Source organism: Methylobacter sp. sgz302048 (assembly GCF_052162025.1).
Lineage (GTDB): Bacteria > Pseudomonadota > Gammaproteobacteria > Methylococcales > Methylomonadaceae > Methylobacter.
In genome coordinates this window covers 3,478,453-3,503,936 of sequence record NZ_CP197401.1, presented here as the reverse complement: position 1 = coordinate 3,503,936, position 25,484 = coordinate 3,478,453, and the positions used below count along the sequence as shown (strand labels likewise).

The 25,484-nt window shown below is 54.1% G+C and carries 29 protein-coding genes; 17 read left to right on the top strand and 12 right to left on the bottom strand.

The window, feature by feature from the left end; translation table 11 throughout:
• Positions 1 to 130: 130 nt before the first annotated feature.
• On the top strand, positions 131 to 1,141 hold the full coding sequence (locus ACTNE6_RS15470) for an ornithine cyclodeaminase (RefSeq protein WP_442497374.1): 1,011 nt from the start codon (positions 131 to 133) through the stop codon (positions 1,139 to 1,141).
• Here ACTNE6_RS15470 and ACTNE6_RS15465 read toward each other — a convergent pair.
• Positions 1,066 to 1,989 (bottom strand): arginase, encoded by a 924-nt coding sequence (locus tag ACTNE6_RS15465; protein ID WP_442497373.1) that lies wholly within the window; start codon positions 1,987 to 1,989, stop codon positions 1,066 to 1,068. The two genes, ACTNE6_RS15470 and ACTNE6_RS15465, sit on opposite strands and share 76 nt — an antisense overlap.
• 319 nt (positions 1,990 to 2,308) lie before the next feature.
• Between ACTNE6_RS15465 and ACTNE6_RS15460 the strand changes: the two genes are divergently transcribed.
• Complete coding sequence (locus tag ACTNE6_RS15460) at positions 2,309 to 3,313, top strand: cytochrome-c peroxidase (RefSeq protein ID WP_194971197.1); 1,005 nt, start codon at positions 2,309 to 2,311, stop codon at positions 3,311 to 3,313.
• 78 nt (positions 3,314 to 3,391) lie between these two features.
• Here ACTNE6_RS15460 and ACTNE6_RS15455 read toward each other — a convergent pair whose 3' ends face one another.
• Both ACTNE6_RS15455 and ppx read right to left on the bottom strand, forming a co-directional pair.
• Positions 3,392 to 4,666, bottom strand: coding sequence for a hypothetical protein (locus tag ACTNE6_RS15455; RefSeq protein ID WP_442497372.1), 1,275 nt, complete (start codon positions 4,664 to 4,666; stop codon positions 3,392 to 3,394).
• Between the two features lie 9 nt (positions 4,667 to 4,675).
• Positions 4,676 to 6,175, bottom strand: a complete 1,500-nt coding sequence (gene ppx, locus ACTNE6_RS15450; protein ID WP_442497371.1) for an exopolyphosphatase — start codon at positions 6,173 to 6,175, stop codon at positions 4,676 to 4,678.
• Between the two features lie 139 nt (positions 6,176 to 6,314).
• Between ppx and ACTNE6_RS15445 the strand changes: the two genes are divergently transcribed.
• Both ACTNE6_RS15445 and ACTNE6_RS15440 read left to right on the top strand, forming a co-directional pair.
• Complete coding sequence (locus tag ACTNE6_RS15445) at positions 6,315 to 7,244, top strand: ABC transporter ATP-binding protein (RefSeq protein ID WP_194971194.1); 930 nt, start codon at positions 6,315 to 6,317, stop codon at positions 7,242 to 7,244.
• A complete protein-coding gene (locus tag ACTNE6_RS15440; RefSeq protein ID WP_331817606.1) occupies positions 7,241 to 8,005 on the top strand; it encodes an ABC transporter permease in 765 nt (254 codons plus the stop codon). The genes ACTNE6_RS15445 and ACTNE6_RS15440 overlap by 4 nt, the downstream gene beginning before the upstream one ends.
• Before the next feature lie 93 nt (positions 8,006 to 8,098).
• Here the strand turns inward: ACTNE6_RS15440 and moeA are convergent, their stop codons facing one another.
• The 9 genes from moeA to ACTNE6_RS15395 are packed head-to-tail and all read right to left on the bottom strand — an operon-like array spanning position 8,099 to position 13,666.
• Positions 8,099 to 9,358, bottom strand: a complete 1,260-nt coding sequence (gene moeA / locus ACTNE6_RS15435; protein ID WP_442497370.1) for a molybdopterin molybdotransferase MoeA — start codon at positions 9,356 to 9,358, stop codon at positions 8,099 to 8,101.
• Positions 9,355 to 10,209, bottom strand: coding sequence for a sulfur oxidation c-type cytochrome SoxA (gene soxA / locus ACTNE6_RS15430; protein ID WP_442497369.1), 855 nt, complete (start codon positions 10,207 to 10,209; stop codon positions 9,355 to 9,357). The genes moeA and soxA overlap by 4 nt, the downstream gene beginning before the upstream one ends.
• A complete protein-coding gene (gene soxZ, locus ACTNE6_RS15425; protein ID WP_442497368.1) occupies positions 10,172 to 10,483 on the bottom strand; it encodes a thiosulfate oxidation carrier complex protein SoxZ in 312 nt (103 codons plus the stop codon). The genes soxA and soxZ overlap by 38 nt, the downstream gene beginning before the upstream one ends.
• A gap of 2 nt (positions 10,484 to 10,485) precedes the next feature.
• Positions 10,486 to 10,956, bottom strand: a complete 471-nt coding sequence (gene soxY, locus ACTNE6_RS15420; protein ID WP_442497367.1) for a thiosulfate oxidation carrier protein SoxY — start codon at positions 10,954 to 10,956, stop codon at positions 10,486 to 10,488.
• 28 nt (positions 10,957 to 10,984) lie between these two features.
• Positions 10,985 to 11,326 carry a sulfur oxidation c-type cytochrome SoxX gene (gene soxX / locus ACTNE6_RS15415; protein ID WP_442497366.1) on the bottom strand — a complete coding sequence of 114 codons (342 nt, stop codon included), beginning with the start codon at positions 11,324 to 11,326 and terminating at the stop codon, positions 10,985 to 10,987.
• Complete coding sequence (gene thiE, locus ACTNE6_RS15410) at positions 11,323 to 11,955, bottom strand: thiamine phosphate synthase (RefSeq protein ID WP_442497365.1); 633 nt, start codon at positions 11,953 to 11,955, stop codon at positions 11,323 to 11,325. The genes soxX and thiE overlap by 4 nt, the downstream gene beginning before the upstream one ends.
• On the bottom strand, positions 11,955 to 12,734 hold the full coding sequence (thiD, locus tag ACTNE6_RS15405; protein WP_442499706.1) for a bifunctional hydroxymethylpyrimidine kinase/phosphomethylpyrimidine kinase: 780 nt from the start codon (positions 12,732 to 12,734) through the stop codon (positions 11,955 to 11,957). The genes thiE and thiD overlap by 1 nt, the downstream gene beginning before the upstream one ends.
• Before the next feature lie 2 nt (positions 12,735 to 12,736).
• The gene (gene hemJ, locus ACTNE6_RS15400; protein WP_442497364.1) at positions 12,737 to 13,162 is read right to left on the bottom strand and encodes a protoporphyrinogen oxidase HemJ; all 426 of its coding nucleotides are present in this window, start codon (positions 13,160 to 13,162) and stop codon (positions 12,737 to 12,739) included.
• 3 nt (positions 13,163 to 13,165) lie between these two features.
• A complete protein-coding gene (locus ACTNE6_RS15395; protein WP_434482918.1) occupies positions 13,166 to 13,666 on the bottom strand; it encodes a peroxiredoxin family protein in 501 nt (166 codons plus the stop codon).
• A 94-nt stretch (positions 13,667 to 13,760) separates the two neighbouring features.
• Here ACTNE6_RS15395 and serA point away from each other — a divergent pair, with 94 nt between their 5' ends.
• The 13 genes from serA (at position 13,761) to ybgF (ending at position 25,483) form a co-directional block, all read left to right on the top strand.
• Positions 13,761 to 15,344 (top strand): phosphoglycerate dehydrogenase, encoded by a 1,584-nt coding sequence (serA, locus tag ACTNE6_RS15390; RefSeq protein ID WP_442497363.1) that lies wholly within the window; start codon positions 13,761 to 13,763, stop codon positions 15,342 to 15,344.
• Positions 15,345 to 15,353: 9 nt separating this feature from the next.
• Positions 15,354 to 15,995, top strand: coding sequence for an HAD-IB family phosphatase (locus ACTNE6_RS15385; protein WP_194971183.1), 642 nt, complete (start codon positions 15,354 to 15,356; stop codon positions 15,993 to 15,995).
• A gap of 68 nt (positions 15,996 to 16,063) precedes the next feature.
• The gene (locus ACTNE6_RS15380; protein WP_194971182.1) at positions 16,064 to 16,813 is read left to right on the top strand and encodes a YebC/PmpR family DNA-binding transcriptional regulator; all 750 of its coding nucleotides are present in this window, start codon (positions 16,064 to 16,066) and stop codon (positions 16,811 to 16,813) included.
• Between the two features lie 51 nt (positions 16,814 to 16,864).
• On the top strand, positions 16,865 to 17,365 hold the full coding sequence (gene ruvC, locus ACTNE6_RS15375) for a crossover junction endodeoxyribonuclease RuvC (protein ID WP_442497362.1): 501 nt from the start codon (positions 16,865 to 16,867) through the stop codon (positions 17,363 to 17,365).
• Positions 17,362 to 17,958: a Holliday junction branch migration protein RuvA gene (ruvA, locus tag ACTNE6_RS15370; RefSeq protein ID WP_442497361.1), complete on the top strand. Its 597-nt coding sequence runs from the start codon at positions 17,362 to 17,364 to the stop codon at positions 17,956 to 17,958. The genes ruvC and ruvA overlap by 4 nt, the downstream gene beginning before the upstream one ends.
• Positions 17,955 to 18,989: a Holliday junction branch migration DNA helicase RuvB gene (gene ruvB, locus ACTNE6_RS15365; protein WP_194971179.1), complete on the top strand. Its 1,035-nt coding sequence runs from the start codon at positions 17,955 to 17,957 to the stop codon at positions 18,987 to 18,989. The genes ruvA and ruvB overlap by 4 nt, the downstream gene beginning before the upstream one ends.
• A 130-nt stretch (positions 18,990 to 19,119) precedes the next feature.
• Entirely contained in the window at positions 19,120 to 19,521 is a 402-nt protein-coding gene (gene ybgC / locus ACTNE6_RS15360; RefSeq protein ID WP_442497360.1) for a tol-pal system-associated acyl-CoA thioesterase, read from the top strand.
• Positions 19,511 to 20,188 (top strand): protein TolQ, encoded by a 678-nt coding sequence (gene tolQ / locus ACTNE6_RS15355; RefSeq protein ID WP_331817621.1) that lies wholly within the window; start codon positions 19,511 to 19,513, stop codon positions 20,186 to 20,188. The genes ybgC and tolQ overlap by 11 nt, the downstream gene beginning before the upstream one ends.
• A complete protein-coding gene (tolR, locus tag ACTNE6_RS15350; RefSeq protein WP_442497359.1) occupies positions 20,185 to 20,631 on the top strand; it encodes a protein TolR in 447 nt (148 codons plus the stop codon). Before tolQ ends, tolR begins: the two co-directional genes overlap by 4 nt.
• A 7-nt stretch (positions 20,632 to 20,638) precedes the next feature.
• The gene (tolA, locus tag ACTNE6_RS15345) at positions 20,639 to 22,423 is read left to right on the top strand and encodes a cell envelope integrity protein TolA (protein WP_442497358.1); all 1,785 of its coding nucleotides are present in this window, start codon (positions 20,639 to 20,641) and stop codon (positions 22,421 to 22,423) included.
• A gap of 115 nt (positions 22,424 to 22,538) precedes the next feature.
• Positions 22,539 to 23,807 (top strand): Tol-Pal system beta propeller repeat protein TolB, encoded by a 1,269-nt coding sequence (gene tolB / locus ACTNE6_RS15340; RefSeq protein WP_442499705.1) that lies wholly within the window; start codon positions 22,539 to 22,541, stop codon positions 23,805 to 23,807.
• 206 nt (positions 23,808 to 24,013) lie between these two features.
• Positions 24,014 to 24,595, top strand: coding sequence for a peptidoglycan-associated lipoprotein Pal (pal, locus tag ACTNE6_RS15335; RefSeq protein ID WP_442497357.1), 582 nt, complete (start codon positions 24,014 to 24,016; stop codon positions 24,593 to 24,595).
• Positions 24,596 to 25,483 (top strand): tol-pal system protein YbgF, encoded by an 888-nt coding sequence (ybgF, locus tag ACTNE6_RS15330; RefSeq protein ID WP_442497356.1) that lies wholly within the window; start codon positions 24,596 to 24,598, stop codon positions 25,481 to 25,483.
• Position 25,484: the final 1 nt, after the last annotated feature.

Sequence of the window (25,484 nt, the reverse complement as noted above, 5' to 3'; positions counted from 1 at the left end):
TTACGTTAATTTTTTATTCATATAGCTTTAAGTTTAGTTAAATGTGGCCTAATTGCCTGAACTCAACCTGAACTACGTGATGATGTTGATAGTCCCACTGCCATCAGACCAAAAACAGACGGGCTGGTTCATGAAAATTCTGACCGTAAGCGATATACAAAGACTGATAAACATAGTCGGCATTGAATCGTTTTTCAGCCGGCTGCTCATTGCATTAAAGCAAGATTTTGCCCGCTGGCCCGCGTTTTACAAGTCGACCCGCCATGCCACGCATTATGCGCACGGCGTTATTGAACTGATGCCCTGTTCGGATGACAGTTTATACGCGTTCAAATATGTGAACGGTCATCCCGGCAATACGGCGGAAGGCAAACTCAGCGTCATAGCCATTGGCCAGTTAAGCGAAGTGGCTTCGGGGTATCCGCTTATGATCTGCGAGATGACGCTGCTGACCGCTTTCCGGACGGCCGCTACCGGCGTGCTGGCGGCGAGCTATCTGGCCCGGCCGGACTCCGATGTTTTAGCCGTTATCGGCACTGGAGCGCAATCGGAATTTCAGGTGTTGGGTTTCAACGGCGTTTTCCCGCTACGGCAGATACGCTTCTTCGATTTGGATATCGGAGCCATGCGCAAATTTGCCAGAAATCTATTGGCTTATCCGTTTGAGCTTGTGCCGTGCCGCAGCATTAAAGAGGCCGTGCGGGATGCCGACATCATTGTCACGGCTACAGCGGCAAAAAAGCGCCAGTCGCTGTTTGCACTGGAAGATGTCGCGCCCGGCGCTCATATTCAGGCAGTGGGCGGCGATTGCCCCGGCAAGACCGAATTGAGCCATGTTTTGTTGTCGGCGGCCAAGCTGGTTGTCGAATATATGCCGCAGGCTCTGGTGGAAGGTGAAGTGCAGCAGTGCGACGCAAGCCATGTTCATACCGAGCTGTGGGAGCTGGTCGGCGGGCATAAGCCGGGGCGGGAGAACACGCAGGAGATTACTGTGTTCGATTCGGTCGGGTTCGCGCTGGAGGATTTCTCGGTTCTGCGCCTGGTGTATGAACTGGCCTGTGAGCATCACTTGGGCACGGATATGCCGCTGATTCCGGAGCTGGACGATCCCAAGGATTTGTTTGGGCTGTTGTCGGCATAAAAGGCTTCGATGATGGCTCTGATCAGGTCCAGTGTTTTGTTGTCCTGATCGTTTTCCGGATTGTATTCGCTGATTTCCAGGCCGCATATTTTATCATTCCGGTTTACCGACCTGAGTGCGGCCATGAGCTCAGCCGCTCTGAAGCCGCCTGGCGCCGGCGTTTCGACGCCGGGCGCATCGATGGGATCGATGAAATCCAGATCGATGCTGATGCCGATCATGTGGCAGGTCCGGCTTAGCTGTTCCATTGCGCCCTGTAATGTCTGCGCGAGACTGGTGATCTGGTCGGCGAAAATAATCCGGACGCCCGCTTCTTGCAATAAAGCGTGTTCCTCCTGTTCATAGCTGCGGATACCGATCTGGATCAGGTTTTGCGGCTTGATGAAACGGTCGGCCGGATACAGGGCCGACAGACGGGCATCGGCCCTGCCCAGTAAAGCCGATACGGGCATGCCGTGGATGTTGCCGGAAGGGGATGTTTCAAAGGTATGGGCATCCATGTGCGCATCGATCCAGATCAGCCCCAGCTCTTCATTTTCCGGCAGCGCCTTCAAAACGCCCGGCCACGTACCCATGGCGCAGGAATGGTCGCCGCCGATCACCAGGAAAGGCCGGCGGGCTTCGGCCCAGTGCCGGGTGAATTTGCTGGCTTGCCGGTTGAGGCGGCGCAGCCTGTCATCTTTTGTGCCTTCGTTGTCAGGATGCACGATATGCCATTGCAGTTGCAGGCCGCCGTTCCGCAAAGGTTGCCTCGCCAGGCCGTCGCGCAGTAATTCGGCTGCGTAGCCGCATAGCCGCATGGGGCCGCCCAGGCAAGAGGCAATCCCCAGTGTTTGTAGGATAGTCATACCGATTCCTCCTGAAAAAGAGCCAAGTTAATTAAGGTTCTGAATCTTAGAGTCGATTCGAGCCGCTCTTATCAAGACAGACTTGTCATGCAATAAATCGGCCGGCAGGTCTTCTGGTATTTTTCTGCGTAAAAAATGCATTTCCCGCGAAAGACACGCCCCGGTCGCTCCATATTGATGAGGAAGACCTTAAGAATTGATTGTGCCTTGTTTGCCTGATACCTTACAATTTGGCTGGGTGAATATAAAAAAAGTCGTCGGGTGATTCTGGTCGCCCCAAAAGTCGCCCTTAAGGTTAGTAATCATTTTGGAGTATGGTATGTTTAAAATTCGTTCGCTGGTTTCAGCGATAATGCTCGCTGGCAGCATTTCTGTCGCTTCAGCCTGGGAAGCTTTGCCTACAGCAGCGCCTGAACCGGCTGATAACCCCTCCTCGGAAGCTAAAATCGAGCTGGGTCAAATCCTGTATCACGATCCGCGTTTGTCTTCGACCGGTACTGTTTCCTGCGCATCTTGCCACAACACTATGTTAGGCGGTGAAGATAACCGGCCGAATGCGATGGGTGTCCATGGCAAAACCGGCGGCCGCAGTGCGCCGACCGTCTGGAATGCCGCATTCAGCAAAGTCCAGTTCTGGGATGGCCGGGCGCCCACTCTGGAAGCCCAGGCTGCAGGTCCTGTGACCAATCCTATCGAAATGGGCATGAAGAACTGGGATGAAGTCGTAGCACGGCTGAAATCCATTGATGGCTATCAAGAGCTCTTCGAGAAAGCGTTTGGCAAAAATTCAATTTCCAAGGACAACGCGACCAAAGCGATTGCCGCTTACGAGAGAACTTTGATCACGCCTAACAGCCCTTATGACCAATATGTCAGAGGCGATGAAACTGCTTTGACGGCTCAACAGGTCCGCGGCATGAAGAAATTCGAAGAAGTAGGTTGCACAAGCTGTCACAGCGGTCCCGCCTTCAACGGCGAGGGAGCGTTCCAACGATTCCCTGTGGCTAAAAACAGCAGTTTTGAAGCAAAACATCATTTCACAAAAGATAAAGGTCTGGCCGAAGTCAGCCAAAATCCTGCCGATGAGCATTTGTGGAAAGTGCCTACTTTGCGCAATATCGCTCTGACCGCGCCTTATTTCCACAACGGTTCGGTTAAAACGCTGGATTCAGCCGTAGAAATAATGGCAAAACTGCAATTGAACAAGGAATTGTCCAAAGAAGAAACCGCTGATATCGTGGCCTTCCTGCAAGCGCTGACTGGCGAATTCCCCAGACAGAAAATGCCGGTTCTGCCAGGTACGCACGGCACTACTTTGAACTAAGCCTTTTACAGCTGGGGCACTCCCCGGCACTTGGCTTTATCCAGAAAGGGAGCTTTTAGCTCCCTTTTTTATTGTCGGCTATATGTCGTTATAAATGGATGCTGCCGCGATGCGAGCATCAATCTGCCTGACTACTTCCAGATAGGCTGGGCTGTTGATGGATTCGAAGCGCCTTTTGAATTCAGCTTCATCCATATTTTCAGGCAGATCGCGAGGATCTGGCATGAAATCGCTATAATCTTTTATTTTTGACATGGCTTGTTGAATTTTACGGGCATTTTCAGGCGATGAGGTGGCTATTTCGCCAAAGCGCGTGCCGGCTTTGTCGGCGGCCAGATCAATAAAGCTGAAGCCACTGCCTCCTTGAGCGTCGCTTAATTCCTTTTCCTCACCAATCATCTTGGCGACCTGGCCATTGGCTGATGCCGTCAGCGCGGCAGAGCCGATGAAATGTTTGGCTAGATCCACTCTTTTATACAGAAAAGCGGAATAGTGTTGTTGGGCAGCCGGTTTCGCTTCTGCCGCCGGCAGGAGTTTTTGCGTTTCCCACTTGTTGACGTAATCGTTGACGGTAAAAATCACGATCCTGTTCTCTTCGATGGCATTCTCCAGGGTCGAGCGCTGGTAAGCCAGTTCAAACAACGGTTTTAGCAGTTCGGCCAGCGACAGGCGCCAGGCCGGGTCATGATGTGCGATGATCTCGGCCAGTTTTTGTTCATAGATATTCTGCGCCTGGGTGTCACTGCTGTGGCCTTGAGTCAGGAAGTTTTTGGCCTGCCGCAATGTTTCGGCATCGGAATTGTAAGTAATAGTCAGTTTCTTGCCTTCAATCTGAACGGCTCTGATGGGACGCGTCGCCAGTATGAAGTACTCATTGAGCGACGAATGCTGAATGACCATGTCAATGACAAAAGCAGCAAGTTTGGCCGGCAGCAATAACTTTCCGGCCTTGAATTTTGTAATGCCGGGAAGGGCGTTATTGTCTTCGTGGCCTAGCCTGAAGCTGACGTTTAGATATTTGCCCAGGCTGTTGTGAGGCAGCGTCATGGTGACATTGAATCTGACTTTGTTCTGCTTTAGCTCTATTTTGACGGCGCTTTTACTGTAGCGGTTCAGCAGATAATTGCCGGCGAGATTAAGGTCGGCTTCGGTCAGCACGATCGTGTTGATTTCGTCAGGCCGGGTTTTGGCGCCTTCATGCAGAATCTGTTTCGCTCTGACCACGTCATCATGGGTCAGCGACCAGCCCGGTTCGGTTTCCGGCGTATCGCCGATAGCGAACAGGACGAGCATGATGCTGAAAATAACTGATGCACTAAGGCAATAGGCCAAGGTTCGTAATAAGGTTTTCATAAAGATGACTTATACAAACTCCAGTTTGAAGCCTGAAGATTTCAAATAGTCGGCTTCCTGAAGCAAATCGGCATAAGTCAGCGGCGACTGCGCCAGCCAGTTATCCGGAAACTGCAAACGTATTTTGGATTTTACAATGGCTATTTGGAACTCCGGCAGTTGATGTTCGTGGCGGTTGCGGCGCAGCAGTACGGCCAACCGCAGGATGATGGTCAGATAGGGAGCATCGATATCCCAGGGATACGGCAAATCGCTAAAACGGGCGCGCGAAAACTTACGCCGGTGCGATCTGACAAGCGTGGCCAACAAGATCTGGTCCTGTCTGGAAAAACCGGCCAGATCGCCATTCTCGATAATGTAGGCGCTGTGCTTATGGTACTGGTTATGCGCGATATCATGACCTATCTCATGCAGATAGGCCGCCCAGTCCAGAAATTGTTCACTGTTTTCGTTGTTGTAAAGGCAGGTCTCGCTGTTCAGTTGCGCCAGCATAGAGTGGATGGTCTGTCTGACGCGTTCAGCATGTTCCTTATCGGTATGATAGCGTTCGGCCAACGTCTGTACAGTCGCCGAGCGAATGTCGCGGTCGTAGATACGGCCCAGTAAATCCTGTATCAGGCCTTCTCTGAGCGCACCGTCGGAGACGGTCATCTGCTCGATGCCAAGGCTTTTGAAGGTGGCGTAGACGATCGCGACGCCGCCCGGGAACACCGGCAGGCGTTCCTGGTCCAGTCCCGGCAGGTCCAGTTCACTGACATGATCGCAACGATTGATATGGGCGATCAATTGCTCCAGACCTTCCAGCGTAATGCCGTTGTTGCTCCAGTTTTTGGCCATCAGAGCCTTGTCGATGGCGCGTAGCGTGCCCGAGGCGCCGATGGCTTCGTCCCAGTTTTTACGCTGAAATTTCTTTTCGAAAGGTTCCAACTGCTGGGCTGCAAAAAGGACGGCTTGAGTCATTGCGCTTTTTGATAATCGGCCGTTCTTGAAAAAGGCATTGCTGACCGAGACGCAGCCCATGGGCAGACTCTCTTTTTTCTTGGGCGTGGCGTCCTGGCCGATAATGTATTCGGTGCTGCCGCCGCCAATGTCCATCACGAAGCGGAGGTTGGCATTGCTGCCCAGGCTGTGCGAGACGCCCAGATAAATCAGGCGCGCTTCTTCTATGCCGGAAATGATGTCGATGGGCTGATTCAGGGCTTTTTCGGCTCTGGCCAGAAATTGTTCGGCGTTTTTAGCCATACGCAGGGTGCTGGTGCCGACGGCGCGGACGCTGCCGGGCGGGAAGTTGCGGATTCGCTGGCCGAATCGCTGCAGGCACTCCAGTGCTCTGTTTTGCGTGGCGATATCCAGATTGTGTTTCTTGTCCAGTCCGGATGCCAGTCTGACTGTTTCCTTGAGACGGTCGATCGTTTGCAGTTTGCCGTCGGTCAGGCTGCAAACGATCATGTGAAAGCTATTGGAACCCAAGTCTACAGCAGCGACGGTTTCAGGCGGTTTCTTTGGCACGGGCTATCCGGTTTTGTCTACGAAACTTTTAAAGATCTGATAGAATTACAAATTTTTTAGCTATCCATCTCGTACTTTCTAATGGATGCGGCGCTTAATTTAACTTATTTGAAGGCTCCCGTTAAGTGTTAGTTTCAGCATGAAGGCATTATCAATCCGCAATCTCAAAAAAATCTATAGTAATGGATTCGTAGCCTTAAAGGGCATTGATCTTGATGTCGAAGCCGGTGATTTCTTTGCCTTGCTAGGCCCTAACGGCGCCGGCAAATCCACGACGATCGGCATTATCAGCTCTCTGGTTAATGCCACCAGCGGTTCGGTCAGTATCTTCGGGCATGACCTGCAGCACGATAGAGCCCGGGCGAAAAGCTGCATCGGCCTGGTTCCTCAGGAAGTCAATTTCAACCAGTTCGAAACCGTCAAAAACATTCTGCTCAATCAGGCCGGCTATTACGGCATACCGCGCAAAACCGCCCTGCAGCGAGCCGAGCTCTGCCTCAAGCAAATGGATCTGTGGGATAAGCGCGATACGGTATCGAGGCGCTTGTCGGGCGGCATGAAACGCCGGGTCATGATTGCCCGTGCGCTGGTTCACGCGCCTAAATTATTGATTCTGGACGAACCGACGGCCGGCGTCGATATCGAAATCCGCCGCTCGATGTGGAAATTGATGCAGGAAGTCAACCGGCAGGGCACGACCATTATCCTGACCACGCATTACCTTGAAGAGGCCGAAAGCTTGTGCCGCAATATCGCCATTATCAACCACGGCCAGATCGTCGAGAATTCCGACATGGCGGGTTTATTGGCCCGGCTCAACATCGATTATTTTGTGCTGGATCTGGCCGAACCGATCGACACGGTGCCGGTCATTGATGGCTATCAGATAGAGCGCGTTTCGGATAAAGTGTTGAACGTGGCCGTACCCAAAGAGAACGGATTGAACACCTTGTTCAATTTGTTGACGGAACGGAATATCAAAGTGATCAGCCTGAAAAACAGGACCAACCGGCTCGAACAATTGTTTATGGATTTGATCGACCAAGAACCTGACGAGTTGCCGCTATGAATCATGCCATAGCCCTTAGAACCATTATCAAGAAGGAAGTCCAGCGCTTTATCCGCATCTGGCCGCAGACCCTGCTGCCGCCGGCCATTACGACTGCGCTTTATTTTCTGATTTTCGGCAAGCTGATCGGCGACCGGATAGGCACTGTCGGCGGCGCCAGCTATATGGACTATATCGTGCCGGGCGTCATCCTGATGTCCGTGATCAGCCATTCGTATGCCAATGTCGTGTCCTCGTTTTATTCGACCAAGTTTCAGCATAATATTGAAGAACTGCTGGTTTCGCCGGTAGCCAACTGGGTCATCCTGGCCGGCTATGTCAGCGGCGGCATTATCCGCGGTTTATTGGTGGGGGTCGTCGTAGCGCTGATATCGCTCGTCTTTGCCGATATTGCCGTCAACAATGTCTTGATTGCCTTATCGATAGCCGTGCTGACGGCCACGGTATTCTCGCTGGCCGGCTTTATCAATGCCGTGTTCGCGGATAGTTTTGACGATATTTCCATTATCCCGAACTTTATATTGACGCCGTTAAGCTATCTGGGCGGCGTATTTTATTCAGTCGATATGCTGCCGGGCGTCTGGCAGACGATTTCGCAGGGCAATCCGATCCTGTATATGGTCAATGCGTTTCGCTATGGCTTGATTGGCGTGACGGATGTGGACATCGGGATTGCCTTTGCCATGACCGGCGGTTTCAGCGTTCTGCTTATTCTGTTCAGTCTGTTTTTGCTGCATAAGGGTGTGGGGATTAAGAATTAGCGGGGTTGTTGGTCTCCGATTTTAAGCCTAATTAAAGCACGTGTAGGCTGGGTTGGAGCTTTAGCGGAAACCCAGCAAAGGCGACTCAGCTTGTTAACACAGCCCAGAAAAAGGCTGCACCGTCACCCATTCGCCGGCTTTGATATCGGCGCTGTCATGGTCAAGAATAATGAATGCGTTTGCCAGACTCATCGAGCGCAAAATCCCCGAGCCTTGCTTGCCGGTCGTTTTCACGGTCCACTCGCCTTTTTCATTCTGATCAATGATGCCGCGATAGATTTCGGTGCGGCCGGGTTTCTTGCGCAGGTTCTCCGTGGTTTTGGCCAGGAAGATCGGCACGATTGGCTTATTATTGATGCCCAGCATTTTTTCCAAAGCGGGCAGCACAAATTGATAAAACGTCACCATGACGGCGACGGGATTGCCGGGCAGGCCGAAAAACGCGGCCTTGCCGATCCGGCCGAAAGCCAGAGGCCGCCCCGGTTTGAGAGCTACTTTCCAGAAGTTGACCTGGCCGGATGCCTGCAGCGCGGTTTTCGTGTAATCGGCTTCACCGGCCGATACGCCGCCGGAAGAAATGATCACGTCGGCATAGGCGCCGGCTTCTTCAAAACTATTCAGCAGCGAGTCGGGGTCATCTTCCAGTATTCCTAAATTGATGATTTCGATATCGGGCCGGTCCAGCGCCGCCAGCAGGCTGTAGCGATTGCTGTCATAAATGCCGCCTGCACCGGGCGTCTGGCCGATGCCGAACACTTCATTGCCGGTCGAGGCGATAGCTATCTTAAGTTTTCGACACACACTGAGTTCGGCGATGCCGAGCGAGGCGCACAGGCCGATGTCGGGCGGCGTCAGGTATTTGCCCGGCTCCAGAACGGTTTGTCCCCGCCGAATGTCCTCGCCGGCTTGACGAACGTTCTGGCCGGCTTGGTGCCGGCTGTCCAGTTCGATGAAATGATCGGACAGCTGTACCTGTTCCTGCATGACCACGGTATCGAGGCCTTCCGGCATGGGCGCGCCGGTCATGATGCGGATGCACTGGCCTCGTCCCGTGCTGCCGTCATAGGGCCTGCCGGCAAATGCTTGGCCTATGATGTCCAGCCGGCGTGTGCCCTGGTCGGGCAGGTCTTCGGCGTGCAGCGCGTAGCCGTCGACGGCGGCATTGGTATGCGCCGGCACATTGAGGGTCGAGATAACCGGCTCGCAGAGCGTACGGCCTCTGGCATGTTCAATAGCGAGGCGCTCGTGGCCTTCGATCGCAGGCACGGCCGTCAATATCCGGGCCAGCGCATCTTTGACGGAGATCAGTCCGGGTTCATGGATATCGTTGCAGCTGGGTTGAGTCGTAATCATTTTCGCGTGCTGGGTCCGTTAGTAGGAATGCCGTTGCCCATAAAGCTTAAAAAATACTCCAGATTCCGGAACTCCAGGCTTTGGGCAGGGATAGGCGGGGCTTTGATCTGTTCCAGGCATTCTTTGAAGCGCCGATGCAGCGTGCCCATTTCGCCCCATTTTAACCGATAAACCGGCCAGTGGCTGGTATGCCCGAGGGACGGGCTCAGGATTTCTGAGCGTAGCTGTTTGCCTGCGTTTTGCACATGGCAGGTGGCGCAGGCGAAATTCAACTGGCCGCGGCGCTGGTAGTAAAAATCCTTGCCTTGCTGGTAGGCAGTCAGGGCGCGCGGGTCGTCGGCCGGTATCCTGATCGTAATCGGCTTGCCGCGCGAGGTGAATGCCAGGTAAGCGAGCAGCTGGGCGATGTCGCCTTTTTCATACGGCAGGGGGGCTTCCTGGTTGTCGATGCGGCAGTCATTGATGGCTTTCTCCAGGGTGATGACTTCGCCCTTATCGCGGTCCCATTTCGGATATTCGTGGGCAATGGCGATGCCTTGATTGGGAAAACAGTCGGCATAGCGGCGGCCGTTTTTAAAAGGCGTGTTGAACAAGGCTTCGCCCTGTTCGATGGCGCCCTCATAAGGCGGAAACTCTTCGATCGCCTGCCAGGACTGGCGCGCGATCGGATCGATCGCATAGACGCCGTCGGCATAGTCTGACAGTGTGAGCTTTGGGAACAGCTGCTGGTAATGCTGCCGGAACTTCTGCTGATCCTGCAGCGGATCAGCCTGCGAAGGGAGAGCCAACAGCAGGCCGATAAAACCGCCAACGCTACTTGATAATATGCTCTTCAGAATCCTGCCGGCCAAGATTGTCCACCCAACTGATCGTGATTTTATCGCCCGGCTCGCCGCCTTTCAGCATGAAGGCGAAATACGGGTCCTTGGAAACGCCGCCGCCTATCGCGCAATTGGCGATCACCTTGCCGTTATGTTTGACGGTCAGCTCCTGAATGAAGTGCGCGGGGATAGGCTGGTTCGTGCTTTTGTCGATGTTGCGGCCGTGCTCCATGGGATGCGTGATCAAGGTTCGGATCTGGGTCTTGCCGTCGATGCGTTTGGTGCGGATCTTGATGCTGCTCATGCTCAACCTCCGCAGCCGCCGATCGTGACTTTGACCGTTTGCCTGGCGCTGTACAGATTATCGCCGGCTTGTGCGATGACGATGACATCGGACGTTTCGGCCATCTTCAGGCGGGCCGAGACAAAAGGCTCAAGCTCGGGCGACAGATCGAACCGGGCTGCCAGCGGCACAGGGTTTTTCTCGACCAGGATGGAGATGGTGTCGACGCCGTCAAGATGACTGGTCACAGTGATCGGCACCACGGCGCCGTTTTCTGCAATCTGCGGGATCTGGATCTCGATTTTATCGCTTTCGGTGATTTTCGCGTCCTTGAACAGTGTTTTCAGCGTTTCTTCCAGTTTGCCCTGGGCAAACTGCTCAGCGATCCACTCCGCGCTGGCCGGACCGGATTTAACAAGACCGCTGGCCAGAGCCATTGAGTAAGCGCCGAGCGATACGGATTTTTTCAGAAATTCTCTACGATTGACGGGCATGGGGACTCCAGTCTTTATTGCTGATAAGTTACTCCAGACTCCAGAGATAATCGACGACCTTGTCGATTTCTTCCGCGTCGAGGATATGATTCTTGCCGAACGGCGGCATGCTGGTTTCAGGGTTAAAGCGCGTCGCGTCCCAGATCTGCTCGCGCAATTGCTGCTTGTCCTTAAACCGGCTCGGAACAGCCGCCAGCGCAGGGCCGATATTGCCCGGCGATTCGCCGTCGGCAATCACATGACAGGCCAGGCAATTGCCCTTGTTGCGGTCGAATGCAATTTGCCGGCCTTCGTCCAGTCGCTGTTTCGGAGCGTCGGCCATGCCGGCGCAGGGCAGCAACAGAATGAGGGCAATGAGGCCGATTTTCATGGCAGTACGGGTTCACCTTCGAACAAAGGCAGATACGCGCGGGCCGATTGTTCAGGCTGATGGTCGAAAATGCCGCCGATGACGGCCAGCAAGTCCGCGCCTGCTTCTAGCAAGGGTGCGCCGTTGCCGGGCAGGATACCGCCTATGGCCACGATTGGGATATGCAGCGTGCATTTGGCCTGTCTGAGCGTTTCGATCTGCGCAGGCGAGGCCAGCGGCTTCGACGAAGACGGGAAAAAGCGCCCAAAGGCCACATAGGTTGCGTCTTCTCTTTCGGCTGCGACGGCGCGTTCGATCGAGTTGTAACAGGATACGCCGATAATGGCGTTTGCGCCCAGCCGCTTTCTGGCCGCGGCGATGTGGCCGTCTTCCTTGCCCAGGTGAACGCCGTCGGCGCCCGATTGAACAGCCAGTTCGACGTCGTCATTGATGATCAGCGGCACGCCATGGCGATGGCAGAGCTTGACCAGTTCGCAGGCCAGCAGCACGGCATCGATGGGGCTCTTGTCGCGATACTGCACGACGGCCGCGCCGCCGCGGAGCGCCGCTGCGACTTCGCCGATAACCGTATCGATGGTTTTGTGTTCGGTCTGCGTGATGGCGTAGAGGCCGGTCTGCGGAAATTTCATCAGTCGTCGATCCAGAAAAAGCGGTTGGGGTTGTGCTGGCCTTGGCCGGGCCGATAGGCGGCTTCCAGCGCATGCCAGGTATAATCCTGGGCTTCCGTAGCAGCCTGGAACGGGTCAAGGCCTTGCGCGATCAGGCCGGCCACGGCCGAGGCCAGCGTGCAGCCGGAGCCGTGGTAACTGGCTGGCAGCCGGTCCCAGGTAAAGGTTTCCATGAGACGGCCGTCATGGAACAGTTGATTGCTGACCGCGGGCGAAGTTTCATGCGTGCCGGTAATCAGCACATAATCGCAGCCTTTATCAAGCAGCGCCAGGCCGCATTCATGCAGATCGCTCAGACCGGTCAATCGGCGCGCTTCCTCGCTGTTGGGCGTCAGCACGGTCGTGCAGGGCAGCAGCAGGTCTGTGACGGCCGCAATGAGCTTTTCGCTCGCCAGCTCTGCGCCGCCGCCCGCCGCCAGCACCGGATCCAGCACTACCGGAATTTGCGGGTAGCCGGTCAATATCGTCTGAATGGCGGCGGCCGTGTCATGATGGCCGATCAGGCCGATTTTAATGGCTTTGACCGGCAGGTCGGCCAATAGCGTGGCAGCTTGGCTGATGATGTCGTCCGGCCGTTGCGGAATCAGCTTTTTGACATTGTGCGTGTCCTGTTCGGTCAGCGCCGTAATCACGCTGGCGGCATGGCACTGCTGGCTGACCAGGGTTTCGATATCGGCCTGCACGCCAGCGCCGCCGCTGGGATCGTGGCCGGAAAAACAGAGTACGACAGGACGGTTCATCATCAGAACGGCTTAACGACGGCCAGAATCACGATGCCGAGCAGAAACAGCACCGGCATTTCATTCATCCAGCGGTAAAAGACATGACTGCGCTGATTGCGGTCGTATTTGAAATCGAGCAGCCAGAGCCCGCAGAAAACATGATAGACCACCATCAAGGCCAGCAGCGCCAGCTTGGCGTGCAGCCAGCCGGCCGACCCGTATAAGGCCCAGGCATAGTCGGCCAGCATCCAGATGCCGAAGACGAAGGTCAGGATCATGCCCGGCGTCGTAATGCCGTAATACAGTTTGCGCTCCATGACCTTGAAGCGCTCGTTGCTGATTTCGTCATCGCTCATGGCGTGATAGACATACAGACGCGGCAGATAGAACAGGCCGGCGAACCAGGTGACCATGAAAATCAGGTGAAATGCTTTTAACCAGAGCATGGCTTATCCTTTCAGCAAAGCTTCAATGCGGGTTTTCATATCGTCAGGGTCGAACGCGCCGATTTTCTGCAGCGCAATCGAACCATCAGGCGTGATCAGGAAGGTAGTCGGCGTCAGCCGGACATCGCCGAAGGCCCTGGCATGCTCGGCCTGCAAATCCAGGGCAACCTCATAAGGCAGCGACTTGTCTTTCGTCATGTTGACGACGTGATTGGGCGGGTCGTAATACATGGCGACAGCGATGATTTCCAGCCCCTGCGCATGATAGTTTTTGTAAAGATCGACCAGATGCGGGATTTCTTCCATGCAGCCGGGGCAGTCGGTAGCCCAGAATGTGACCAGCACGGGCTTGCCGCGCAGCGCATTTAAAGCGATTTTTTTGCCGGTAATGGTCGTGAAAGTCGCATCGGGCGCCGGCGTCACGGTTTTGCCAAGGCCTACCCAGATTCCTGCCGAAATTAACGCCAGCAATAATACCCCTAAGAACCAGTCTTTAATTTTCATTATCCTAAAATGTCAACTATTGGTAATATCGGGATTATAACAAAGCTGTTATTCAATAGATCAATTTAGCGCGTAGTCTTCCGGAGATTGTCTTATGAAAAAAATTCTTATTTCAGACAAGTTGGCAGAAGCGGGAATTAATTATTTGCATGATCAATCCGATATACAGTTGCATATCGAGACAGGATTGAATGAAGACGATCTCTGCAAGATTATCGGCGACTACGATGCGCTACTGATACGCAGCGATACAAAAGTCACTAAAAAAGTCCTGCAGGCCGCCAAACGCCTGAAGCTGATAGGCCGCGCCGGCATAGGCGTCGATAATGTCGATCTGGCTGCGGCCACGGAGCAGGGCGTTATCGTCATGAATACACCCGATGCCAATGCCACAACGACAGCCGAATTGGCTGTCGCGCACATGATGTCGCTGAGCCGGCGTCTGCCAACCGCCGACCGCTCGATCCGTGCCGGTAAATGGGAGCGCTCCAGACTGATGGGTTCCGAAGTCGCGCACAAGACGCTGGGCATCATTGGTTTCGGCACGATTGGCCGTATCGTTGCCCAGCGCGGATTGGGTCTGAAAATGCATGTGATCGCGCATGATCCGTTCGTAACGCCGGAGATTTTCGAGGAATTGGGCGTCGAGTCCGTGGAACTCGGCGATCTGCTGAGCCAGTCTGACTATGTCACCCTGCATTGCCCGCTGATCGAGAAGACGCGCGGCCTGATAGGCAGCAGTCAGCTGACCATGATGAAAAAGGAAGCCATGCTGATCAACTGCGCCCGAGGCGGTCTGATCGATGAAGGTGCGCTGTATGATGCCTTGAAGAACGGCCAGATCTCCGGCGCGGCGCTCGATGTTTATGAACATGAGCCGCCTGTCAATTCGCCCCTGCTGGAACTGGATAACATCGTGTTTACGCCGCATCTGGGGGCCTCCACGACGGAAGCGCAGGTTGCAGTCAGCGTGGAGATCGCCCGGCAGGCCGTGACTTTCCTGAAAACCGGCGAGGCGGTCAACGCCCTGAATCTGCCCAGACTGTCGGCCGAGGAGTTGAAACGGGCAAGCGAGTTTATGACGCTGGCCAACATTCTGGGCAAGGTGCTGGTTAATCTGGCGCCCAAGCCGCTGGAAAAAATCGAGGTGGCGCTGTTCGGCAAAGCAGCTGAGGTCGAGGCGCGCCCGGTTTCTGTGTCAGCACTGATTGGCGTGCTGAGCGGACAGGTTTCGGCGCCTGTCAATCGCGTCAATGCCGAAAATATCGCCCGTCGCCAGGGAATCTCCTTGATTGAGTCAAAAACGCAGGAAACGCAGGACTACCTGTCGCTGATCAAGGTGGCTGGGCATTACGCGGATCAAAGCATTACGCTGGCCGGCGTCTTGCTGGGCGGCCGCCATCCGCGCCTCATTTCCATTGATCAGTTCGACATTGAAGTCGTGCCCATAGGTACCGTATTGATTACGCGCCATGATGACAAGCCGGGCGTGATATCGGCTATCAGCGCCGTATTGGGCAATGCCGACATCAATATCTCCAGAATGGAAGTTAGTACGGCCGATGACCAGAATCAGGCCATGGCAGTCATCAGCGTCTCCAAACCGTTGACGGATGACTTATTGCAGCAACTGTGTGGCATTGCCGCCGTGCATAAAGCGACACAGATTAATTTGTGAGTTCAGAGTATGAGTTTCAATATCGTTTGTTTTGATTGTGACAGCACCTTAAGCTGGGTCGAAGGCATAGACGAACTGGCCCGGCGCGTTGGGCTGGGCGAAGAAATGTCCAGGCTGACCGAGGCGGCCATGAACGGCGAGGTGCCGCTGGAAGCGGTTTATGGGCAACGTTTGGCGCTGGTAAAGCCGGATCAGTCCAGCATCGACTGGCTGGCGGATTTGTACATTGAGGAAATCGTCCAGGGGGTCGAGCAGGTGTTCGAGACGCTGTCGGCGCAAGGCAAGGAACTGCATATCATCAGCGGCGGCATCCGGCAGGCGCTGTTGCCTTTGGCCCGGTATCTGGATCTGGCCGAAAGCCATGTGCACGCCGTCAATGTTTATTTTGACGAAGAAGGCTGCTATCGCGGCTACGACCAAGCTTCGCCTTTAGCCAGGACAGGCGGCAAGGCGGATTGTTGCCGGGAGTTAAGCAGGCCGCAAGCCTCTGTCGTTATGATTGGCGACGGTAAGACCGACATAGAAGCCAAGCGGGCAGGCGCTTATGTGATCGGTTTCGGCGGCGTGACGGACCGGGCTATTGTGCATGAGCAAGCCGATGTTTTTGTTTCTGGACCTTCATTGACCGACGTTCTGCCGTATATTTTATAAAGTGTATCGATTAGCGCCGTGCAGGATGTTAAAATTGATAAATTTTAAACTGTTACTAGAGAGAGACAATGGCTGGACATAGTAAATGGGCTAATATCAAACACCGCAAAGCCGGACAGGACGCCTTGCGCGGCAAGCTTTTCACTAAAATCCTCAGAGAAATTTCAGTAGCGGCAAGATCCGGCGGCGGCGACCCTGCGACTAACCCGTCTTTGCGGACAGCAATAGACAAAGGTCTGGGCGCCAATATGAAGCGCGATACCATTGAAAACGCCATCAAAAAAGCCACCGGTACGCAGGAAGGCGTCAACTACGAGGAAGTGCGTTATGAGGGCTATGGTCCAGGCGGTACGGCCGTCATGGTTGACTGCTTGACCGATAACCGCAACCGCACCGTTGCCGAAGTACGCCATGCCTTCAGCAAAGCGGGCGGCAATCTGGGTACCGACGGCTCCGTGGGTTATATGTTTACCAAGGTTGGCATTATCTCTTATGCCGATTCAGTCGATGAAGACGCGCTGATGGAAGCGGCTCTGGAAGCCGGCGCAGACGACGTCGTGAGCAACGATGACGGCTCGAAGGATGTCATGACCACACCGGAAAATTACCTGGAAGTCAAAGATGCCCTGATTGCAGCAGGTTTTCAGCCTGAAAATGCCGAGATCACGATGCAGGCGTCAACCAACACCGAGCTCGACGCCGAAACCGCAGAGAAAATGATGCGTCTGATAGAGCGGCTGGAAGACCTGGACGACGTGCAAAACGTCTACTCCAACGCCGATATCAGCAACGATATCATGGAACAGTTGTCTGAATAAGGCATATTGGCTTTTCAGTCTTGAAATTATCACTGGTAGACACCATTCATTGTGACGCGTATTTTGGGGATAGATCCTGGTTCAAGAATTACCGGCTACGGCATTATCGAGCATTCGCCGCGTGGTTATAGCTATATAGCCAGCGGCAGTATCCGCATTAATGCCGACTATTTCCCTGACCGGCTCAAGCAAATCTTTGACGGTATTCTGGAAATTGTCGACTTATATCAACCTGAGCAAATGGCTATAGAACAGGTGTTCATGCATAAAAATGCCGATTCCGCGCTCAAGCTCGGGCAAGCCCGCGGCGCGGCCATTTGCGCGGTTCAGGTAACCGGCCTGCCGGTGTTCGAATACGCCGCCCGCCAGGTCAAGCAGGCGCTGGTGGGCAAGGGCAGCGCCGAAAAGCTCCAGGTTCAGCACATGGTGAAAATTCTGCTGAATCTGCAGGGCGAGCTGCAGATCGATGCCAGCGATGCGCTGGGGCTTTCGCTTTGTCATGCCCACTACCGGCAGACTGCGTTGCGTTTGCAGCAGAGAGTATTGAGATGATAGGTTTTTTACGCGGCAAGTTGGTGCATAAAGCGCCGCCTATGCTGTTGCTCGATGTGCACGGCGTCGGCTATGAAGTCGAAGCACCGATGACGACTTTTTACAATCTGCCGGCCATCGGCGAAGAAGTCCAGTTGCACACGCATCTTGTCGTTCGCGAAGATGCCCATATTCTGTTCGGGTTTTCAACCGAAGCCGATCGCCTGATGTTCAGGAATCTGATCAAGGTCAACGGCGTCGGTCCCAAGCTGGCTTTGACGATTTTATCAGGCCAGAGCGCGGATGAGTTTCATCAGTGCATCCTGAACGGCGACATACAGGCGCTGGTTCGTTTGCCGGGCGTAGGCAAGAAAACCGCCGAACGGCTGATAATTGAAATGCGCGACAGGCTGCCGAATTTGGGGGATGCGGCGCCGGTGCGGGTCGATGTTTCGATGGCTCTGGCGGGCAATCCCAGGCAGGAAGCTATCAGTGCTTTATGTGCATTAGGCTACAAGCCGCAGGATGCCGCGAAAATGGTGCAAGGCATCAGCACGGAAGATAAAAGCTGTGAAGATATTATCCGGTTGGCATTGCAAGGCGCCTTAAGATGATAGAAAGAGATCGCATAGTGACTGCCCACAGGCTTTCCGATGAAGAGCGGCAGGATCGGGCTATCCGGCCCAAGCGCCTGGCCGATTACGTGGGCCAGAAAGAGTTGTGCGCGCAGATGGAGATTTTCATTCAGGCGGCTACTGCGCGTCAGGAAGCTTTGGATCATGTCCTGATTTTTGGCCCTCCTGGCCTGGGCAAAACCACGCTGGCCAATATCATTGCGGCCGAGATGGGCGTCAATATTCGCCAGACTTCAGGGCCTGTGCTCGACAAGGCCGGCGATCTCGCCGCGCTGCTGACCAATCTTGAAGCGCATGACGTGTTGTTCATCGATGAAATCCATCGTTTGAGCCCGGCGGTTGAAGAGATTCTGTATCCGGCGATGGAAGATTATCAGATCGATATCATGATCGGCGAAGGGCCGGCCGCGCGCTCCATCAAGCTGGACCTGCCGCCGTTCACGCTGGTGGGCGCGACGACCCGCGCAGGTCTTTTGACTTCGCCGCTGCGCGACCGTTTCGGCATCGTGCAAAGACTGGAGTTTTATACGGTCGATGAACTGGCCAGCATCGTCGCGCGTTCGGCAAGAATGCTGGGCGTCAACATGGAGCAGGCCGGCGCCTTTGAGATTGCGCGCAGGTCGCGCGGCACGCCCCGTATCGCCAACCGCTTGCTGCGCCGCGTGCGCGATTTTGCCGAAGTCAAAGGCAACGGCATCGTGACGCAGGAAATCGCCAACCAGGCGCTGACCATGCTGAAAGTCGATAACAACGGTTTCGATGCGCAGGACCGCAAGCTGCTGCTGACCATGATTGAAAATTTTGCCGGCGGGCCGGTGGGGCTCGACACGCTGGCGGCGGCCATCAGCGAGGAGCGCGGCACGATTGAAGACGTGCTGGAGCCGTATTTGCTGCAGCAGGGGTTCATTATGCGCACGCCGCGCGGGCGCGTGGTGACGCAGCACGCCTATCTGCATTTTGGCCTGCAGCCGCCGCAACAGCTGGGCGTATCGGAAGATATATTTACATAATAATTTTTTATTTGATCAGGAACGCAAGGACATAAAAGGGTGGCTTTTTAGTCGCCCTTTTTACGCTTTAAAGCGTATTTTTGATATCAGCGCAGTTTTAGAGGACTCATCAATGAGGGAATAAAGAATAATGAAAAAATTTATCTGGCCAGTACGGGTTTATTACGAAGACACTGATGCAGGCGGCGTGGTGTATTACGCCAACTACCTGAAGTTCTTCGAGCGGGCAAGGACCGAAATGTTGAGGGCGATGGGGTATGAACAGGATCAGTTGATGGCGGAGGGTATTATCTTTGTCGTGCGCTCTATCCAGGTCGATTACCTGACTCCGGCCCGATTCAACGAGCAACTACAGGTCAATGCCGACTTGAGCCTTGTCAAAAAAGCCAGTTTTGATTTTGAGCAAGAAATTACACGAGGCGATGAGGTTTTATGCAAGGGCATAATCCGAATTGCCTGTCTGGATGCGCAAACCATGCGCCCTAAAGCTATTCCTGAGAAATTACAAGAGCAGTTAAAGAATGAGTACTGATTTATCCATTTTTCATTTGATCACAGAAGCGAGTTTCGTCGTTCAATTTGTCATGCTGATATTGCTGACGGCTTCAGTCGTATCATGGACATTTATCTTTTCCAAACGCAAAGTGCTGATTCGGGCTCTGGAAATTACCGACGAGTTCGAAGAACAATTCTGGTCCGGCGTGCCGCTGGCCGATCTTTACAGAAAACTGACATCGAAAGACTTCGAGCCGGAAGGCATAGAAAAAATATTCCTGGCCGGCTACAAGGAATTCTCCCGCATGCGCCAGACCGGCAATGTCGAGCCCGCCGTACAAGTGGAAAGCGCCCAGCGCGCCATGCGCATCGAACTGTCGCGCGAACTGGACCGTCTTGATGAGCATCTGCCGTTTCTGGCGACCGTCGGCTCGACCAGCCCTTATGTCGGCTTGTTCGGTACGGTATGGGGCATCATGAATTCATTCCGTTCCTTGGGCAATGTCCAGCAGGCGACATTGGCGCAAGTGGCGCCAGGTATTGCCGAGGCCTTGATCGCAACGGCCATCGGCCTGTTCGCCGCGATTCCGGCCGTTGTTTCCTATAACCGTTTCTCCACGCGTCTGGACCGGCTGACAGGACGTTATGACTTGTTCGTTGAAGAGTTCGTCGTATTATTGCAAAGACAGGCGCACAACAAATGAGTCCGGTAGAAAGCAGCAAACGCGGCCGCGGCCGAAGAAAACCCATGGCGGAAATCAATGTCGTTCCCTACATTGACGTTACGCTGGTATTGCTGATCATCTTCATGATCACGACGCCTATGCTACAGACCGGCGTGAAAGTCGATCTGCCCAAGGCTGAATCGGCAACCGTGGAACAGAAGGATGATCCGCCGCTTGTCGTGACTATCGATAAACAGGAGCAATACTTTATCAGCAATGGCGACGGCAAGGATGAACCCATACAGCCGGAAGAAATAACTGGGCGCGTGACAGCCGTCCTGAGCGGCAAGCCGCAAACCCAGGTTCTGATCAATGCCGATGAAACGCTCGGCTATGGCAAGGTGGTCAAATTAATGGCTGAGCTGAAAAAGACCGGTTTACTGAGCAATGTAGGGTTGATGACTAAACCTGAAGATAAATAGAAAGTAAATGGATAGTCAAAAACGATTTGTAAAGCCATTTCTCCTGGCTTTAGCTTTGCATGTTGTTCTCTTTAGCCTGTTTGCGTTAAGTTTCGATACCAAGCCTAAACAAAGCAGCGAGCCAGCGCCGGAAATTATCCAGGCTTCGCTGGAAGAAATTGACGCGCCTCAGGAAGCCGATACTAAAGCTGAGAAGCAGGCTGAGCAAAAAGCCACTGCATTGAAACGCCAACAATTAGCCGAGCAGCAAAAAGCCGAAGCCGCCAAAGCCGAGGCGGAAAAAGCGGCTGCAGCCGAGGAAGCCGAAACTGCCCGAAAAGAAGCTGCTGAAAAAGCCGAGGCTGCAAAAGTAAAAGCCGTTGCTGAAGCAGCTGAAAAGGCTGCTGCCGAGAAAGTTGCCGCGGAAAAGGCCGCAGCCGCAAAGGCTGAAGCGGAAAGAACCGCGGCTGCTAAAGCCGCAGCAGAGCAGGCTGAAATAGCAAGAGCAAAAGCAGCTGCGGAAGCCGCTAAAGCCAAAGCAGCTGCTGAAAAGGCAGCAGTCGAGAAAGCAGCTGCCGAGAAGGCCGAGGCTGCCCGAGCTAAAGCTGCGGCTGAGAAAGCCGAAGCTGCGCGAAAAGAAGCGGCTGAAAAAGCCGAGGCTGCAAAAGTAAAAGCCGCCGCTGAAGCAGCTGAAAAGGCTGCTGCCGAGAAAGTTGCCGCGGAAAAAGCCGCAGCCGCAAAGGCTGAAGCGGAAAGAACCGCGGCTGCCAAAGCCGCAGCAGAGCAGGCTGAAATAGCAAGAGCAAAGGCAGCTGAGAAAGCCGAAGTCGCCCGAAAAGCCGCCGCTGAAAAAGCGGCAGCTGAGAAAGCCGAAGTCGCCCGAAAAGCCGCCGCTGAAAAAGCGGCAGCCGAGAAAGCCGAAGCTGCGCGAAAAGCCGCCGCTGAAAAAGCGGCAGCCGAGAAAGCCGAAGCTGTTCGAAAAGCGGCCGCTGAAAAAGCGGCAGCCGAGAAAGCCGAAGCTGCGCGAAAAGCCGCCGCTGAAAAAGCGGCAGCCGAGAAAGCTGAAGCTGTTCGAAAAGCGGCCGCTGAAAAAGCGGCAGCCGAGAAAGCTGAAGCTGCGCGAAAAGCGGCCGCTGAAAAGGCTGCAGCCGAGAAAGCCGAAGCCGTTCGAAAAGCGGCCGCTGAAAAGGCTGCAGCCGAGAAAGCCGAAGCTGCCCGAAAAGCTGCCGCTGAAAAGGCTGCAGCCGAGAAAGCCGAAGCTGCGCGAAAAGCTGCTGCTGAAAAAGCGGCAGCTGAGAAAGCCGAAGCTACTCGAAAAGCCGCTGCTGAAAAGGCGGCAGCTGAGAAAGCTGAAGCTGCGCGAAAAGCGGCCGCTGAAAAGGCGGCAGCCGAGAAAGCCGCCGCGGAAAAGGCCGCGGCTGCAAAGGCTGAAGCGGAAAGAGTCGCAGCAGCTAAAGCCGCAGCGGAGCAGGCGGCAATAGCAAAGGCCAAGGCCGATGCCGAAGCGGCCAGAGCAGCGAGAGCTGCAGCCGGAGATCAGGCGATAAATGCGATTAAGACAAAAGTAAATCACAGCTGGATTCGTTCGCCTACCGCTGCAGCCGGCATGAGATGCACTATCCAAGTCAGATTGACTTCTGGCGGTCAGGTAATCGGTGAGCCCGTTGTTATTGCATCCAGTGGCGATGAAATGTTTGATAATTCCGCGGTCAATGCCGTTTTAAAAGCTCAGCCGCTGCCTGTACCTACGGATAGGGAATTGTTTAACAAAGAGTTTAGATCGTTTACGTTCACATTCGAGCCGAGAGGATAAATGTGTTGTTCTACCCGTTGTTATTTAGGTAAGGACGTTTATTGGCAGGTCAGGTGATGTCAACCGGTTTTTTGAATTAAATGACAGAGGAAATAATGTGAGTTTTTTTAGAAGAATGTTGTTAGTCGGCCTGATCGGGTTTCATGCCCCGATCACCCATGCCGAAATGAATATTGAAATTACCGAAGGTATTGAGAGCGCCATGCCTATTGCTATCGTGCCTTTCGGTTTTCAAGGGGCATCCGGTATGCCTGTTGATATCAGTTCGATTGTTAATGCAGATCTGGGGCGTAGCGGTTATTTTAAAACGCTGGACGAACAGAGCATGCTGAGCAGGCCGACAACGGCAGATGCGGTCAGATTCAACGAATGGCAGTCTTTAGGGCAGAACTATCTGGTTATCGGACAAGTGGCAGAGGGCGCGGGACAATATAATATTGAGTTCCAAGTGTTCGATGTCTATAAAGGCACGCAGGTATTGGGCTACCGAATGGCCTCGCCGCCGTCTGAGCTGCGCCGGACGGCACACCAGATCAGCGATATTATTTATGAAAAGCTGACCGGCATTAAAGGAGTCTTCAGCGGCCGGATCATCTATATCACCAGCCAGTCGCAAGGCGGCAATCAGCGCATACACAGGCTGCAAGTCGCCGATGCCGACGGATTCAATCCTCAAACCATCGCGTCATCGCCTGAGCCATTAATGTCGCCAGCCTGGTCACCCGACGGCAGAAAAGTGGCCTATGTATCGTTTGAGAGAAAAACGGCCGGCGTTTATGTGCAGACGCTGGCAACAGGCGAGCGGCAAAAAGTGGCCGAATTCCCCGGCATTAATGGTGCGCCGGCCTGGTCGCCTGACGGACAGAAGTTGGCGCTGACCTTGTCCAAAGACGGCAACCCCGATATTTATGTGCTGGACCTGTCTTCGCGTTCATTGACCAAGCTGACTCAAAGCTATGCGATCGATACCGAGCCGACCTGGTCGCCTGACGGCAGCCATATCGTCTTTACATCGGATAGAGGCGGCAAGCCGCAACTGTATATCATGCCCAGCAGCGGCGGCGGGGAAAAAAGGCTGACGTTTACCGGCGATTACAACGCGGGGGCCAGTTTTTCACCGGATGGCAAAAATATAGCGATGGTGCATGGCAACCGTGGCGACTATCGTATTGCCGTCATGGACATGGCAACCCGTACAGTCAATGTCCTGACTGAAGGGCGTCTGGATGAGTCTCCCAGCTTTGCTCCGAACGGCAATCTGATTTTGTATGCGTCACGGAAAGGCGGCACCGGTTACTTATCGGCCGTATCAATCGATGGTAAAATGCAGCAAAAACTGGTCTTTGATAGTAGTGAAGTGCGTGAACCGGCTTGGGCACCCTAGTGCTCAGCCAATCCTGACTTGACGGATAAAAGTAAATCCGTTCGCCCTGCCTCTTCGACTGCACTCAGGACTAAAGGCTTTGTCGAAGGATGAGCGGATTTATATCAAGCCTATTGACCCGACATATCAATACTGGCTGAGAACTAGAGCTGTTGGCGATACCCTATTTTTAAAATAGAATTAATAATTTATTTATGGAAGTTAAAATGAAATTGAATAAAGCAATATTGGCATTGGCAATCAGCGCAACCCTCTTGACTGCTTGCAGTTCAACCGATGAGCAGGATGCAGGCTTTACCGACGGCAGCCAGAGTGGCGCGGCCGGCATCAATGATGCCTCAACCAGCGGCTTGAATGGCGGGGCCGGCATCTCCGGTTCGGAGATGGGCAGCGGCTCAGGTTTTGGCAGCGGAGGCGGCCTGGGACCGGAGTTCAGCGATCCGAACAACCCGCTGTCAAAACAAACTATTTACTTCATGCTGGATAGCAGCCAGGTACAGCAGGACTATGTGCCGGTTGTTGCCGCTCACTCACAATACCTGCTTGCAAATCCTGGACAACACATCGTACTGGAAGGCCATGGCGATGAGCGTGGCTCCCGCGAATACAACATCGCGCTAGGCGAGCAGCGTGCAAAAGCGGTCGCCAGCATGATGAAAGTGCAAGGCGTCAATGAAAGCCAGCTGGAAATCGTCAGCTACGGTGAAGAAAAACCGGCAGCATTTGGACATGATGAGTCATCCTGGCAGCTAAACCGTCGTGTTGAACTGGTCTACCAAGGCAAATAAATGAAAAAGCGTTTACTCATGCTGCTGTGTGCCTGCAGCACTGCTTATGCAGAACCAGGGGCATTGCCGCCTGTCATCGATAATTCAACCTATCCTTCCGGAGCGGCCAATCAGGGCTCAGTTCCGCCTAATGCCGTATATGAGCTGATGGCGCGTGTAGAGCAATTGCAATCTGAAGTGCAGCAGCTTACAGGCAAATTGGAAGAGCAGGCCAATCAGATCGCTGAACTGAAAAAGCAACAGGGTACTATGTACTCCGACTTTGATGAGCGTCTGAGCAGCATTGAGAATAATGCGGCTGGCGGTGCTCCAGCAGCTACAGGAACTGCACCTGGTCAAGAAGGTGCGGTTGCTCCGGCTGCCAATGCGGCCGATCCTGCTGCAGCACCAGCACCAGCACCAGTACCAGCACCAGCGGCGCCAGCTCCGGCTCCGGCGGAAAATGCTCCAGCACCGCAGCCTGCGCCTGCGGTGCAGCAACCGGCTGAGCCTCAGGTCTCAGACGGTGAAAAACAGCAATACCAACAGGCCTATGAAGCTTTGAGGAAAGGGCACACTAGCGAGTCAATCACGCAGTTCAATACCTTCCTAAGTCAATATCCGAACGGCGCCCTGGCAAGCAATGCCCAATACTGGCTAGGCGAGGCGCATAAAGTCAACCAGGACCTTAATTCGGCGCGTGCCGCCTTTAATGCCGTCATCCAGAATTATCCGAGTAGCGCCAAGGCGCCGGATGCCTTATTAAAGTTGGGGTATATTGAATTTGATCAGCAAAACTGGGTCAAAGCGCGAGAATATTTAACCCGAGTTACTGTTGATTTCCCTAGCTCAACTGCAGCGCATTTGGCAAAAAAGAAATTGCTGCAGCTTGAGGAAGCCAAGCCCTGAT

What these genes read in the sequence shown, in the direction of transcription:
- ACTNE6_RS15470 (WP_442497374.1), top strand. Translation starts at nt 131, where the DNA reads ATGAAAATTCTGACCGTAAGCGATATACAAAGACTGATAAACATAGTC.
- ACTNE6_RS15465 (WP_442497373.1), bottom strand. Translation starts at nt 1,989, where the DNA reads ATGACTATCCTACAAACACTGGGGATTGCCTCTTGCCTGGGCGGCCCC.
- ACTNE6_RS15460 (WP_194971197.1), top strand. Translation starts at nt 2,309, where the DNA reads ATGTTTAAAATTCGTTCGCTGGTTTCAGCGATAATGCTCGCTGGCAGC.
- ACTNE6_RS15455 (WP_442497372.1), bottom strand. Translation starts at nt 4,666, where the DNA reads ATGAAAACCTTATTACGAACCTTGGCCTATTGCCTTAGTGCATCAGTT.
- ACTNE6_RS15445 (WP_194971194.1), top strand. Translation starts at nt 6,315, where the DNA reads ATGAAGGCATTATCAATCCGCAATCTCAAAAAAATCTATAGTAATGGA.
- ACTNE6_RS15440 (WP_331817606.1), top strand. Translation starts at nt 7,241, where the DNA reads ATGAATCATGCCATAGCCCTTAGAACCATTATCAAGAAGGAAGTCCAG.
- moeA (WP_442497370.1), bottom strand. Translation starts at nt 9,358, where the DNA reads ATGATTACGACTCAACCCAGCTGCAACGATATCCATGAACCCGGACTG.
- soxZ (WP_442497368.1), bottom strand. Translation starts at nt 10,483, where the DNA reads ATGAGCAGCATCAAGATCCGCACCAAACGCATCGACGGCAAGACCCAG.
- soxY (WP_442497367.1), bottom strand. Translation starts at nt 10,956, where the DNA reads ATGCCCGTCAATCGTAGAGAATTTCTGAAAAAATCCGTATCGCTCGGC.
- soxX (WP_442497366.1), bottom strand. Translation starts at nt 11,326, where the DNA reads ATGAAAATCGGCCTCATTGCCCTCATTCTGTTGCTGCCCTGCGCCGGC.
- thiE (WP_442497365.1), bottom strand. Translation starts at nt 11,955, where the DNA reads ATGAAATTTCCGCAGACCGGCCTCTACGCCATCACGCAGACCGAACAC.
- thiD (WP_442499706.1), bottom strand. Translation starts at nt 12,734, where the DNA reads ATGAACCGTCCTGTCGTACTCTGTTTTTCCGGCCACGATCCCAGCGGC.
- hemJ (WP_442497364.1), bottom strand. Translation starts at nt 13,162, where the DNA reads ATGCTCTGGTTAAAAGCATTTCACCTGATTTTCATGGTCACCTGGTTC.
- ACTNE6_RS15395 (WP_434482918.1), bottom strand. Translation starts at nt 13,666, where the DNA reads ATGAAAATTAAAGACTGGTTCTTAGGGGTATTATTGCTGGCGTTAATT.
- serA (WP_442497363.1), top strand. Translation starts at nt 13,761, where the DNA reads ATGAAAAAAATTCTTATTTCAGACAAGTTGGCAGAAGCGGGAATTAAT.
- ACTNE6_RS15385 (WP_194971183.1), top strand. Translation starts at nt 15,354, where the DNA reads ATGAGTTTCAATATCGTTTGTTTTGATTGTGACAGCACCTTAAGCTGG.
- ACTNE6_RS15380 (WP_194971182.1), top strand. Translation starts at nt 16,064, where the DNA reads ATGGCTGGACATAGTAAATGGGCTAATATCAAACACCGCAAAGCCGGA.
- ruvA (WP_442497361.1), top strand. Translation starts at nt 17,362, where the DNA reads ATGATAGGTTTTTTACGCGGCAAGTTGGTGCATAAAGCGCCGCCTATG.
- ruvB (WP_194971179.1), top strand. Translation starts at nt 17,955, where the DNA reads ATGATAGAAAGAGATCGCATAGTGACTGCCCACAGGCTTTCCGATGAA.
- ybgC (WP_442497360.1), top strand. Translation starts at nt 19,120, where the DNA reads ATGAAAAAATTTATCTGGCCAGTACGGGTTTATTACGAAGACACTGAT.
- tolQ (WP_331817621.1), top strand. Translation starts at nt 19,511, where the DNA reads ATGAGTACTGATTTATCCATTTTTCATTTGATCACAGAAGCGAGTTTC.
- tolR (WP_442497359.1), top strand. Translation starts at nt 20,185, where the DNA reads ATGAGTCCGGTAGAAAGCAGCAAACGCGGCCGCGGCCGAAGAAAACCC.
- tolA (WP_442497358.1), top strand. Translation starts at nt 20,639, where the DNA reads ATGGATAGTCAAAAACGATTTGTAAAGCCATTTCTCCTGGCTTTAGCT.
- tolB (WP_442499705.1), top strand. Translation starts at nt 22,539, where the DNA reads ATGTTGTTAGTCGGCCTGATCGGGTTTCATGCCCCGATCACCCATGCC.
- pal (WP_442497357.1), top strand. Translation starts at nt 24,014, where the DNA reads ATGAAATTGAATAAAGCAATATTGGCATTGGCAATCAGCGCAACCCTC.
- ybgF (WP_442497356.1), top strand. Translation starts at nt 24,596, where the DNA reads ATGAAAAAGCGTTTACTCATGCTGCTGTGTGCCTGCAGCACTGCTTAT.